Origin of the sequence: Eggerthella sp. 1_3_56FAA (assembly GCF_000185625.1) — a bacterium.
In the GTDB taxonomy this organism is placed as follows: domain Bacteria; phylum Actinomycetota; class Coriobacteriia; order Coriobacteriales; family Eggerthellaceae; genus Eggerthella; species Eggerthella lenta.
In genome coordinates, this window is record NZ_GL622582.1 from 124,815 (window position 1) to 137,027 (window position 12,213).

Annotated in this window: 12 protein-coding genes; 1 reads left to right on the forward strand and 11 read right to left on the reverse strand. The window is 68.0% G+C overall.

Translation table 11 applies throughout. From position 1 onward, the window contains the following. From HMPREF1023_RS13815 to HMPREF1023_RS13855, 9 genes are all read right to left on the reverse strand, one after another. The coding region (locus HMPREF1023_RS13815) for a MiaB/RimO family radical SAM methylthiotransferase (RefSeq protein ID WP_232228732.1) at positions 1 to 1,046 on the reverse strand (1,046 nt) is incomplete at its 3' end. Next, positions 1,043 to 1,918, reverse strand: a complete 876-nt coding sequence (locus HMPREF1023_RS13820; protein ID WP_009307060.1) for a 16S rRNA (uracil(1498)-N(3))-methyltransferase — start codon at positions 1,916 to 1,918, stop codon at positions 1,043 to 1,045. The genes HMPREF1023_RS13820 and HMPREF1023_RS13815, both read right to left, overlap by 4 nt. A gap of 9 nt (positions 1,919 to 1,927) precedes the next feature. Next, the gene (gene dnaJ, locus HMPREF1023_RS13825; RefSeq protein ID WP_009307061.1) at positions 1,928 to 3,067 is read right to left on the reverse strand and encodes a molecular chaperone DnaJ; all 1,140 of its coding nucleotides are present in this window, start codon (positions 3,065 to 3,067) and stop codon (positions 1,928 to 1,930) included. 57 nt (positions 3,068 to 3,124) lie between these two features. Then, entirely contained in the window at positions 3,125 to 4,195 is a 1,071-nt protein-coding gene (hrcA, locus tag HMPREF1023_RS13830; protein ID WP_009307062.1) for a heat-inducible transcriptional repressor HrcA, read from the reverse strand. Between the two features lie 85 nt (positions 4,196 to 4,280). After that, positions 4,281 to 5,393 carry a radical SAM family heme chaperone HemW gene (gene hemW / locus HMPREF1023_RS13835; protein ID WP_009307063.1) on the reverse strand — a complete coding sequence of 371 codons (1,113 nt, stop codon included), beginning with the start codon at positions 5,391 to 5,393 and terminating at the stop codon, positions 4,281 to 4,283. A 14-nt stretch (positions 5,394 to 5,407) separates the two neighbouring features. Beyond that, complete coding sequence (gene dusB / locus HMPREF1023_RS13840) at positions 5,408 to 6,400, reverse strand: tRNA dihydrouridine synthase DusB (RefSeq protein ID WP_009307064.1); 993 nt, start codon at positions 6,398 to 6,400, stop codon at positions 5,408 to 5,410. A 4-nt stretch (positions 6,401 to 6,404) separates the two neighbouring features. Then, a complete protein-coding gene (locus HMPREF1023_RS13845) occupies positions 6,405 to 6,599 on the reverse strand; it encodes a hypothetical protein (RefSeq protein WP_009307065.1) in 195 nt (64 codons plus the stop codon). Between the two features lie 18 nt (positions 6,600 to 6,617). Next, positions 6,618 to 8,423 (reverse strand): translation elongation factor 4, encoded by a 1,806-nt coding sequence (gene lepA, locus HMPREF1023_RS13850; protein ID WP_009307066.1) that lies wholly within the window; start codon positions 8,421 to 8,423, stop codon positions 6,618 to 6,620. A 100-nt stretch (positions 8,424 to 8,523) separates the two neighbouring features. Further along, entirely contained in the window at positions 8,524 to 8,973 is a 450-nt protein-coding gene (locus tag HMPREF1023_RS13855) for a hypothetical protein (RefSeq protein ID WP_009307067.1), read from the reverse strand. A 386-nt stretch (positions 8,974 to 9,359) separates the two neighbouring features. On the opposite strand from HMPREF1023_RS13855, the gene rpsT reads away from it, so the two are divergent. Then, the gene (rpsT, locus tag HMPREF1023_RS16125; RefSeq protein ID WP_009307068.1) at positions 9,360 to 9,863 is read left to right on the forward strand and encodes a 30S ribosomal protein S20; all 504 of its coding nucleotides are present in this window, start codon (positions 9,360 to 9,362) and stop codon (positions 9,861 to 9,863) included. A 180-nt stretch (positions 9,864 to 10,043) separates the two neighbouring features. Here the strand turns inward: rpsT and holA are convergent, their stop codons facing one another. After that, positions 10,044 to 11,021: a DNA polymerase III subunit delta gene (gene holA / locus HMPREF1023_RS13865; RefSeq protein WP_009307069.1), complete on the reverse strand. Its 978-nt coding sequence runs from the start codon at positions 11,019 to 11,021 to the stop codon at positions 10,044 to 10,046. Positions 11,022 to 11,031: 10 nt separating this feature from the next. Then, positions 11,032 to 12,213: ComEC/Rec2 family competence protein (locus HMPREF1023_RS13870; protein ID WP_009307070.1), on the reverse strand; the 1,182-nt coding region annotated here is incomplete at its 5' end.

Consider the following 12,213-nt stretch of genomic DNA (forward strand, 5'->3'; position numbering starts at 1 on the left):
TTGACGGCGGGCGGCACCTGATCGGCGCGGGCCGCGGCGGGCGTCCCGGCGCGCGGCGAGTACGGGAACGCGTGGATCTTCGCGAAGCGGCAGGCGCGCGCCACGTCGAGCGTCTCCTGGAACTCGGCATCGGTCTCGCCGGGGAAGCCGGCGATGATGTCGGTGGACAGCGCCAGCTGCGGGATGCGGCGATAGAGCCGCTCCACGAGCGCGACGAAGCGCTCCGCATCGTAGGGGCGCGCCATCTCGCGCAGCACCTTCGAGCTTCCCGCCTGCAACGGCAGGTGCAGATGGCGGCAGACGCGACCGTCCGCCGAAGCCAGAAGGTCGACGAGCGCATCGTCCACATCGCGCGGCTCGATACTGGACACGCGGAAGCGCGCCGGGGCCTCGCCGGGCGCGTGCAGGTCGGCCGTCTCGTCGAGCAGGCGTCGCAGCAGAGCGGCCAGCCTGATCGCGGAGGGGTCGCGCCGTCCTCCGTCGCAGTACGACCCCAGGTTTATACCCGTGAGCACGATCTCCCGCGCGCCGGCGCGGGCATAGGCCGCGCACTCGCGCACGACGTCGTCGGCCGGACGGCTGGTCGCGCGCCCGCGTGCCACGTGCACGATGCAGTACGTGCACGCGTTGTCGCAGCCGTCCTGCACCTTCACGCCCACGCGCGTGCGGAAGCCGGATCCGATATGGAGGGGCGCGTCTTCGCCGGGAGAAAAGGGCGCCTCGTCGAACAGGGCATCGATGGCCTGCGCCAGCTGGGCCTTCCCCACCACGCTCACGCGCTCGTCGAGCGCCTCGTAGAACGCGGCGTCGATGGCGGCGGCACAGCCGGTGACCAGCACGCGGGCATGGTCGTTCGCGCGCAGGGCGCGGCGCACGGCCTTGCGGGTCTTCTTCTCGGCCTCCCCCGTGACCGTGCACGTGTTCACCACGATGAGGTCGGCGGACGCTTCGGGCGTCTCGACACCGCGCAGGGCGAGGCGCGCCGCCGCATCGTCCGACTCCACGCGGTTCACCTTGCATCCCAGGTTGACGACGGCGAAATTCACGATTGCCCGCCTGCCTCGCACGCGTCCCCGGCTTCCTCGCGACGGCTTTCGACATGGGCGGACGTGCGTTCCTGCGCTTCGCGCGCGTCGTGCATCATGCGGCCCAGCTCGTGCAGGACGAGCGCGGGAGCCACGATGCCGGCCGTCTCGGTTCGCAGGATGGACGAGCCCAGCGACACGAGCGACGCACGCGGGTTGCAGGCCAGAAGCGCGTCCGCCTCGCTTCGCGAAAGGCCCCCTTCGGGGCCCACCACCACGGCGATGCGCGCGTTCTCGGGAAGCGCGCGGTCGAGCCGAAGGCCGCGCTCGAGCGCCTTCTCGATGCGCGCGTCCAGCGGCGCCTCCTCCCAGCACACCAGCACGGCGGTGGCGTGCGCCAAGGAAGCGCACACGTCCGCCAGCGCCATCGGCTCGCCCACTTCGGGGCACACGCGCTGACCGGACTGCATGGCCGCGCTCTTCGCGATGGCGCGCCACCGCTGCGTCCTCGCCGCCGCCTTCCTCGCATCGAGCCTCACGATGGAGCGCTCGCACGCCATCGGGACGAACGCCGAAACGCCCAGCTCGGTGGCGTGTCGGATCACCGTCTCCATCTTGTCGCCCTTGGCCAGGCCCTGCACGAGCATCACGAGGGGGCGCTCCTCGTCGTCGAGGCGCTGCGCGATGCGCACCACCGGGACCGCATCGTCGAAAGCGGCGATCTCGCACTCGAAGTAGTCCTGCGCGGCGTCCACCACCGCGATATGCTCGCCCGGCGCAAGCCGCAGCACGCGGGCGTGCTTCGCGTCGTCCGGCGACAAACGCAGCGGGAAAGTCGGCGCCCCCTCGTCGGCAAGCACCTGGTCGTGCAGGTAGAAATGCTGCAGGGACATGGCGACCCGCTAGTTGAACGCGTCGCGGAGCTTCTGAAGCGGGGTGCGCTCGTCGGCCACGTCCTCGCCCAGCTCCTCGGCCAGCTTCTCCAGCAGCTCGCGCTGCTTCTTCGTCACCTTCTTGGGCACCACGACGTTCACGTGCACGTACATGTCGCCGCGCGACTCGCTGCGGAACTTCGGCATGCCGAAGCCCTTCACGCGAACCACCTGCTCGTTCTGGCAGCCTTCGGGAATGCGCACCTGCACCTTCTCGTCCTCGAAGATGCCGTCGATCTCGATCTCGGCGCCGAGGGTGGCCTGCACGATGGAAACGTTCGCGCGCGCATGCAGGTTGTCGCCGTCGCGCTCGAAGAACTCGTGCGGCTGGATGCGGCACGTGACGATGAGGTCGCCCGGGCGGGCGCCGTGCATGCCGGCCTCGCCGAAACCGGACAGGCGCAGCTGCTGGGCGTCGCGAATGCCCACGGGCACCTCGACGGTGACGCGCTGGCGGTCGGGCACGCGGCCCTGCCCCTCGCACTCGGGGCACGGGTTCTCGATGGTGTGGCCGGTGCCGCCGCAGGTCTTGCACGTGGTGGCCGTCTGCATGTCGCCGAGGAAGGTGTGCTGGATGGTGACCACGCGGCCCTGGCCGTGGCAATCGGGGCAGGAGATCTCGCGACCGTCGGGGCCGAGGCCCGACCCTTCGCAGTCGGGGCACGGCGCCAGGCGATCGTACACGATCTCCTTCTTGGCGCCCGCGGCCACTTCCTCCAGCGTCAGGCGCAGGCCCACGCCCATGTCACGGCCTTCCTTGCGCATAGGCGCGCGGCCGGCGGCCTGCCCGCCGAAGAAGGAGCTGAAGATGTCGCCCATGCCGAACCCGCCGCCGAACAGGTCCTCGAAGTCGACGTAGCCGCCGCCTCCGTAGGGGCTGCCGCCGCCGGCCGCGCCGGGAACCGTGCCGAAGCGATCGTATGCGCTGCGCTTCTGCGCGTCGGACAGCACGTCGTAGGCCTCGTTCAGCTCTTTGAACTGGTCCTCGGCATCGGGCGCCTTGTTCACGTCCGGGTGAAGCTCGCGCGCGCGCCGACGGAACGCCTTCTTGATCTCGTCTTCGGTCGCCTCGCGGGACACGCCCAGAACTTCGTACAGATCCTTCGCCATTGTGCTCTCGAAACCTTTCCTCATAGACGGCGCAGGACGCGCCGCCTCCCATGTCGTTTACACGTCCTCCAGCGCCGCGCTCGCGATGCGCACCGCCTGTATAACCTTGGAATAATCCATGCGCGTGGGACCCACCACGGCGACGACCCCCGCCGACGCGCCTCGCCCGTAGCGGCTGGCCACCACCGACACGCCCGCTAGCGCAGCCGCGTCGTTCTCGCGTCCGATGCGCACGCTGGGCGCGCCCGAGCCCTGCCGGGCGGCATCGTCGAGGATTTGCAGCAGCACCGTGTCGTCCTCGAGCACCTGCATGACGGGCAGCAGCGCCTGGGACTGGCTGAACTCGGGCTTCGTCAGAAGCGAGCTCACGCCGAGGCGATGCGTGCGCGACGCGTCGCCTTCCTGCAAACACGACAGCACTTCGTCCAGCGCCATGCGCACGAGCGGGTCGCGGAACGCCTCCGCCATGCCCTCGCCCAGGCCGTCCTCGATCTCCTGAAGCGACTTGCCGCCCATCACCTCGGCGAGGAAGCGCTGCACGCGCGCCAGCTCGTCGGGCGACACCTCCTCGGCGAAGTCCATCTGGCGGTTGAACACCTGGCCGTCCTCGGTGACCAACACCACGAGGGCGCGGTACGGCGACAGCGAGATGAGGGACAGCTGCTTGATGTGCAGGTTCAGCACCGACGGAGCCAGCACGATGGACAGGCAGTCGGTAAGGTGCGTGAGAGCCGACGACGTCTGCTCCAGGAGCGCGTCCAGCTCGCTTGCGCTGCGGCGCAGCTGGTCCACCACAGGCCGGTAGCGCTCGTCGTCGCCGGCAAGATCGGACGCCAGCAGGTTGTCGACGAACGCACGGTAGCCGAAGTCGGTCGGAATGCGCCCGGCGGACGTGTGCGGCTGCGTGATGTAGCCGCCGTCCTCGAGGACGGACAGCTCGTTGCGCACCGTGGCCGGGCTGACGCCCAACTGGTAGCGCTCCGTCAACGTGCGCGACCCCACGGGTAGGGCGCGCGCGACGTATTCTTCGATGAGGGCGCTCAGCACCCGTTGCCTTCGATCCGAAAGCACGCTCCTCCACCTACCTCTCTCGCCAGTCGGCTTACCTGAACCATAGTAACGCATCATATTAGCAGCCGAAAGCCGAGAGTGCTAACAACAGGCGGAAATTATGGAGAAACTCGACGGGAGACGCACAAGGAGCGGGCGCTCGTCAGTCGGCCAGATCGAACAGGGCGCCGTACAGCTCGTTGCCGCAGAGCCAACCGCGCTCGGTGGGCCGCCAGCGGCCGCCTTCGTGCTCGACGAGCCCCTGCCGCTCCAAGTCGGCCAGCACCGTCGTCGCCTCGGGCAGCAACTCCGCGGCGCGGGCGGCGTGCTCGTCGGACACGCCCGCGGTCATGCGCATGCCCAGCATGAGATCCTCGGCGACCATCTGGCGCGGGTCGAGGTCGTCGGTCACCTGGCCGTCCTTCACCCGCATGCGACGCTGCGCGTTCTGCGTCATCGTGGCAGCCGAACGGCCCAGGCCCAGGTAGGGCACGCCCGTCCAGTACGCGATGTTGTGGCGGCATGCAAAGCCGGGGCGGGCGTAGCTGGCCACCTCGTAGCGCTCGAAGCCCTCCGAATCCAGCACGCGCGCGGCGATCTGCATGTGCGCGGCCTCCACGTCGTCGTCGGGCTCCTCCAGCTCGCCCGCCAGCACCGCGGCGTCGAAGGGCGTGTGCGGCTCGATGGTCAGCGGGTACACGCTCACGTGCGTCGCGCCGAGGCGCACGGCCTCGCGCACGCTCGCCTCGAAGCTCTCCGCGCTCTGGCCGGGGATGCCGCACATGAGATCGACGCTCACGTTCTCGAACCGGGTGCGCGCCGCCTCGATGGCACGGCGGGCGTCATCGGAGGAATGCGCACGGCCGAGCGTGCGCAGAACGTCGTCGTCGAAGCTCTGCACGCCAATGGACAGACGGTTCACGCCGAGCGCCCAGATGTCGCGCACCATGCGCTCGGTGAGGCTCTCGGGATTCGCCTCCATCGTGCATTCTACCTCGTCGGTGAGGTGCATCGACAGCGACAGCGTGTACAGCAGCATCGACAGGCCCGCCAGCCCCACATGGCTGGGCGTGCCGCCGCCGAGGTACACCGTCTCGACCGCCCCCAGCTCGCCCTCCTTAGCCTTGCGGCGGATCTGAAGGCTGAGATCCTCCACGTACGCTTCGATCTCGGGCGCGCCGGCGGGCACGGCCGCCGTGGCGAAGTCGCAGTAGGCGCACCGCTTCACGCAGAACGGAAGATGCAGGTACAGCGCCTTGTACGGATCGTGCGGCATGAGCGCCCCTCCCCTCACTCGTGGGCGGCGGCATGCTCCCTCGCGCATGCCAGCAGCTCGTCGAACACCTCGTCGAAATCCTCCACGGACACGCAGCCGTTGATCCTGCCGCGCGCGGCGGCGGCGCCGGGCAGCCCCGCCAGGTACCACATGGCGTGCTTGCGCATGCGCACGATGTTCCTGCCTTCACGCGCGCTGAGCAGCCGCGCGTGGCGGCGCGCGAGCGCGATGCGCTCCTCCACGGTGGGCCCGTCAGGCTCCGGCTCGCCCGCAAGCGCAGCCTTGGCCTGGGCGAACAGCCAAGGGTTTCCCTCGGCGGCACGCGCGATCATCACGGCGTCGCAGCCGGTGCGCTCCGTGACGGCCACGGCGTCGGCGCCGCTTCTCACGTCGCCGTTGCCCACGACGGGCACGCTCACGGCCTCCTTCACCCGCGCGATAGCGCCCCACTCGGCGCGCCCGCGGTACAGCTGCTCGGCATAGCGCCCGTGCACGGCTATGGCGCAGGCGCCCGCGTCCTCCATCCTCCGAGCGAACTCGGGGGCGGTTTCGTCGCCCTCGGCCCACCCTCGACGGAACTTCACCGTGACGGGGCGGCTCACCGCTGCGCGCACCGCGCGCACGATGGAGGCGGCCAGCGCCGGATCCTTCATGAGCGCCGAGCCGTCGCCCTTCGACACGATCTTTCTGGCCGGACAGCCCATGTTGATGTCGAGGTAGGCCAGCGACTGCCCCATCTCGCGCTCGATCCACGCAGCTTGGGCGGCCATCGTGTCGGGCTCGTGGCCGAACAGCTGCACGGCCACCTGGCCCTCCCCCGGCGCGAGGCGCAGCAGATGCCGCGTCTTCTCGTTCGCGTAGGAAAGGCCCTTGGCCGACACCATCTCGGTGTAGGTGAGGTCGGCGCCCTGCTCGCGGCAGAGCGTGCGGAACGCCTCGTCGCTCACGCCCGCCATGGGGGCGAGCAGCAGACGGCGGCTCCGGAAGAACGCGTGCATATCCTCCATGGCGCTACGAAGCCATGATCTCGGCCATGTTGACCAAGACGAACCCCAGCAGCACGACGATGCCCACGACGGCGATCAAACAGCCGCAGCCCAGCGCGAGCTTGGTGCCGCCCGACGTGGCGGCGCGCATCTCGTCCTTCGCGGCCTTCTTCTCGTCGAACGGGTCGTCCAGCCAATCGAAATCGTCTTTGCGTGCCATGCTCTCAACCTATCTGCATCAGTCGTCCACCTTCAGGATGGCCATGAACGCCTCCTGCGGAACTTCCACGTTGCCGATGTTCTTCATGCGCTTCTTGCCGGCCTTCTGCTTTTCCAGCAGCTTGCGCTTGCGGCTGATGTCGCCGCCGTAGCACTTCGCCAGCACGTCCTTGCGCTTCGCCTTCACCGTCTCGCGCGCCAGCACGCGCCCGCCGATGGCTGCCTGGATGGGCACCTCGAACATCTGGCGCGGAATGATCTCCTTGAGTTTCTCCGTCAGCACGCGTCCGCGATCGTACGCCTTGTCCTTGTGCACGATGAACGACAGCGCGTCGATGGGCTTGCCCGAAAGCAGTATGTCCAGCTTCACCAGCTTCGAGGGCTTGTAGTCGTCGAAGTCGTAGTCGAGCGAGGCGTAGCCCTTCGTGTTCGACTTAAGCTTATCGAAATAGTCCATGATAAGCTCCGACAACGGGATCTCCCACAGCATCTCCACCGTCGTGGGCGACAGGTAGTTCATGGTGACGAAGGTGCCGCGGCGCGCCGTGGTCAGCTCCATGACCGCGCCCACGTAATCGGGCGGGATGAGGATCTTCGCCTTGAGGTAGGGCTCCTCGATGCGCTCGATCTCGCCGGGATCGGGCATCTCCTGGGGCGAGTGCAGCGAGATCATCTCGCCGCCCTGGCGGTACACGTGGTATTCCACGCTTGGCGCCGTTGCCAGAAGGTCGAGGCCGAACTCGCGCTCGAGGCGCTCCTTGATGACCTCCATGTGCAGCAGGCCTAAAAAGCCCACGCGGAAGCCGAAGCCCAGCGCGTGCGACTTCTCCGGCTCCCAAGCCAACGCCGGGTCGTTGAGCGACAGCTTCTCGAGCGCCTCCTTCAGAGGCTCGTACTGGTCGCCGTCGAGGGGGAACAGGCCCGTGTACACCATGGGCTTGGCGTCGCGGTATCCCGGCAGCGGCTCATCCACGCCGCCGCGCACGGCGGTAATAGTATCGCCCACCTTCACCTGGCGCACGTCCTTCAGGCCGGTGACCAGGTAGCCCACCTCGCCCACCGACAGCTCCGGCAGCGGCGTCTCGGCCGGGCGGCGCGCTCCCACCTCTTCCACCAGCACCTCGGTGCCGGTGGCCATCATGAGCACCCTGTCGCCCTTCTTCACGGTGCCGTCCACCACGCGCACGAGCGCCACCACGCCGCGGTACGGATCGAAGTACGAATCGAAGATGAGCGCGCGCAAGGGGGCGTCGGCGTCCCCGACGGGCGCGGGAATGTTGTACACCACGGCCTCCAGCAGATCGTGCACGCCCTCGCCCGTTTTGCCGGACGCGAGCACCGCATCGTCGGCGGGGATGGCCAGGCCCTCCTCGATCTCCTCGCGCACGCGGTCGGGCTCGGCCGCGGGAAGGTCTATCTTGTTGATAAGCGGGATGATGTCGAGGTTCGCGTTCATGGCCATCATGGCGTTGGCCACGGTCTGCGCCTCCACGCCCTGGGTGGCGTCCACCACGAGCACGGCGCCCTCGCACGCGGCGAGGCTTCGGCTCACCTCGTAGGTGAAGTCGACGTGGCCGGGCGTATCGATGAGGTTGAACTGGTAGGTCTGACCGTCGTCGGCCGTGTAGTCCACGCGCACGGCCTGGCTTTTGATGGTGATGCCGCGCTCGCGCTCGATGTCCATGCTGTCGAGCAGCTGGGCCTGCATGTCGCGGCTGGCCACCGTGCCCGTGAGCTCGAGGACGCGGTCGGACAGCGTCGACTTGCCATGGTCGATGTGCGCGATGATGGAGAAGTTGCGGATGAAGTTCGGATCGGTGGTCATAGCCTGTCTTTCAAATGACGCGCGCTCGCACGCATGCGGGCGCTTCGGGAAAACGGAGCCTATTCTACCCTATTCGCGCGCTGCGGACAGGGTTCGCGCGCTACAGTTCCACGACAGCGGTCGCATCGCTCGCGGAATCGACGCGCACGAGCTTGGCGCGAGCCTTGTCGCCCTCGTCCAGGCACAGCGCCCAGAGGCCGTCCTCCAGCTCCACGACCGCCTCTCCCCCGTCCAAGGCGACGGTCGAATCGATCACAGGCACGAAACCCGAGCCGTCCTCGGCAGTGAACACGGGTCGTGCGACGACGGCAACCGCGGCTCCCGATGTCTTGACCTGCACCCGCGACCCGCTCTCAACGGTTTCCGAGGGCACCGTCGCTCCTTCGTAGACGGGCTTCTCGTCGGAATGGCATGAGGAGCAGGCGACGTTCCGGTCGATCACCTGATGCTGGGACGCGCCGGAGCATCCTGCGAGGGTCGCAGCGCCCATGAGGGGCAGCGCGGCGGCGGCCAGTACGCGGACGGGCAAGCGAAAGTCGCAACGGTGCATGGCAGGCTCCTTTTCCCAGGTTGATGGAGAAACGTGCGCGATTTTGCATTTGTGCGTGAAAAAGCGCTCAACGTTTGCTATTCTATCGCATTGTGTATCCGGCAAATACGTTCGCGCGATGGTTTCATCGCCGATCTGCAGACGTGGCTGCGCTTCAAGATTCGTACGTGCCGGTGACCGATTGGTCCGCGAAACAGAGAAATCCCGCCTGTTTCACCATGCATCGAGGCTGCCCGCCTGCGCGGGCGCGCCATGGTTCCCCCGAAGGGGATCGCATGCGAGGCTGTCGTCACCGTGCAGTTGCGACTCTCGAGATCGCCAAACGCTCCGCATCGCCGGAAACGCACGGTATCAGACAGGTTTTGCAAATTGGAGGAACATCACCCATGGCGAACATCAAAAGCCAGAAGAAGCGCATCATCACCAACGAGAAGTCCCGCATGCGCAACCGCGCGGTCAAAAGCGAGCTCAAGACCGCGACCCGTCGCGTGAAGGACGCCGTCGCCGCCGGCAACGGCGCCGAGGCCTACGCCGCCGCGTGCGCCGCGTGCCGCCTGATGGACAAGGCCGCCTCGAAGGGCGTCATCCACAAGAACCAGGCTGCGAACCGCAAGAGCGGCATCATGGCCCTGGCCAACACGGTTGCCACCGACGCCGATCGCGCCGCCTACGTGAAGCCGGCCAAGAAGGAGCAGAAGACCGGCTCCAAGAAGGCCGAGCGCAAGGCCGCCCGTCTCGCCGAGATGAACGCCGCTTCCGAAGAGAAGGCCAAGCGCCGCGAGAAGCAGCTCAAGGAAGAGGCCGCCGCTCAGAAGCGCAAGGCCAAGGAAGCCGAAGAGGCCGCCAAGGCCGAGGCTGCCGAAGGCGCCGAGGAAGCTGCCGCCGAATAACGATCCATGCGCATACGGCACTCGCCCTGCGATCCGTCCGCATATCAAGAGCGAAGGAGCCCCGGAAATCCGGGGCTCCTTCGCGTTAGAGGGCTGTTATCCTGAGCGGAAACCGCGGATTGTCCCCGCTGTCATCCTGAGCTGGCGTTCTGCTTGCATTTTTGACGACAACCTGAAACGCTAGCGCCTCGCCGTCACCGCCAGCACCCAGTCCAGGAAGGCGCTCCTGGGATCGGCGCCGCTCTTCATCGCGCGCTCGGTGTCACGCGAAGAGATGATGGCGCGCCGCAGTTCGGCGGCAGTGAAGCCGCGGGCCCAGTTGACATGGTTCTTCACGCGCCAGTCGGGCGCTTTGAGCGCCGCGGCCACGCCGCGGGGATTGCCGCGATCGGCCATCGAGCGCGCGCAGACAAGCTCGCGCAGACGCGTCGTGCACATGGCCAGCAGCGCGTGGGGCGACACGGAATCCATACGACCCAGGTACAGCAGGCACTTGCGCACGTCTCGCGCCGCAAAGGCGTCGACGAACTCCCAAGGCTTCACCTCGGCGGTGCGGCTGACCATGTCGACGATCTCGTGCTCGTTCACCGCGTCGGTGCCGCGATGCGCGAGCGCGATCTTCTTAAGCTCGCTGTCGAGATGCACCGTGTCCTCGCCGACGAGGTCGACGAGCTTGACGGCTGCGCCCTCGGTGAGCGTGACGCCGTGGGTCACGGCCATCGAGCGCACCGTTCGGGGCAGCTCGTAGCGCTTGAGCGGTGCGCAATCGATAACCGCCGTCTTGCCGCAGGCGGCCACGGCCTTGTACAGGCGCGTGTTCTTCGCCAGCTTCTCGGCGACGAGCGCGAGCACCGTGGAGCCGTTCGGCGAACCGAGATAGCTCACGAGCTGTTCGGCATCGGCTTTCTTCAGCTTGTCGGCCGCGCGCACCTCCACGAGACGCACAGGGCTCGCAAACGGCACGGTGTTGCAGGCCGTGACGATGTCGCCGCCCTGCGCTGTCTCGCCGTCGAACTCGTCGGCGTTGAACGACAGATCGCCCATCGAGGACAGGCGCGCGCGTAGGCGCTTCATCACGGTGTCGCGCTTGAGCGCGTCCTCGCCTACGATAAGGTAGACGGGCAGCAGCGGAGCTTCTTGTTTCTTTTGAGTAGCCATGCCGTTCATTCTAACGCAGGGTCTCCACCTCGATCCGGTCGGCGGTCAATTTGCACGAAACATCTCCCTGCTCGTCGGTGCGGAAGACGCGTGCGCCCGCGGCCTCGAGCCGATCGAGCGTATCCTGCGCCGGATGGCCGTAGCGGTTGCGCGCCCCTGCGCTGACCAACGCGATGCGAGGAGAAAGGACGGCGGCCTCCTCGTCGTCGAGGGCGTTCTTGGATCCGTGATGGCCCACCTTGTAGAGGTCGACGGAGTCCACAAGCCCTTCGTCGATGAGCGCGCGCAGCTGGTCGCGCTCGGCATCTCCCGTGAAAAGCGCACGCCACTCGGATGCGCCGTCGCCGTCGATGTCCGCATCGGCGACAAGGCACAGGCTGTCGGCGTTGCCCCCTTCGTCGGAGAACCGCTCGGGCCACACTGCCTGCAAGTCGAAGGAGCCCACCTGAAGCGCATCTCCCTGCCGAAGCCCGACGACTCCCCCGTCGCCCGCGAGCTTGCGCGCGTCGGCGACGAGCGAGACGCACGCTTCGCAGCCGCACGAGAGCGCGTCCTGGGCGACGAGCACGCGTCGCACGTCCACGACGCCCGCAAGCGAGGCGAGCGATCCTTTATGGTCGTCGTCGCCGTGGGTGATCACCACCGCGTCGAGGCGGTACGCTCCATGCCGCGCGAGCGCCTCGCGCAGCATCCTGTCCTGGTTGCCGGTGTCGATCAGGACGGCCGTCCCCCGGCTCCGCACCAGGAACGCGTCGCCCTGCCCCACGTCCAGCATGACGATCTCGTCGCCCGAAAGGCGCGGGGCGACGACGACCGTCCCGATCACGACGCACGCCGCCGCCGCGACCAGACCGAACGCGCGACGACGGCTCGGACGCGGCCACGCCAGCCACAGCGCCGCCGCGCATGCCGCCGACGCCAGAAGCGCCCCGGCGAGGGGCACGCTCGCAGGCAGGCTCGCGTAGGGGACGCTCGCGAGCGCGCGCACGACGGCAGTGAGGGCGCCTGCGCCCATCGACGCGAATCCGATCAACGCCGGCGCGACGGCAGGAACGGCCAAGGACGCCAGCACCGCCGCGAGCCCGCCGGCGCAGACTACGGGAAACAGCGGCGCGGCCGCTACGTTGGCCAGCGGCGCCACAACCGGCACCTGCGAGAACAGCGATGCGGCGAGCGGCGCGGCCGCAAGGCT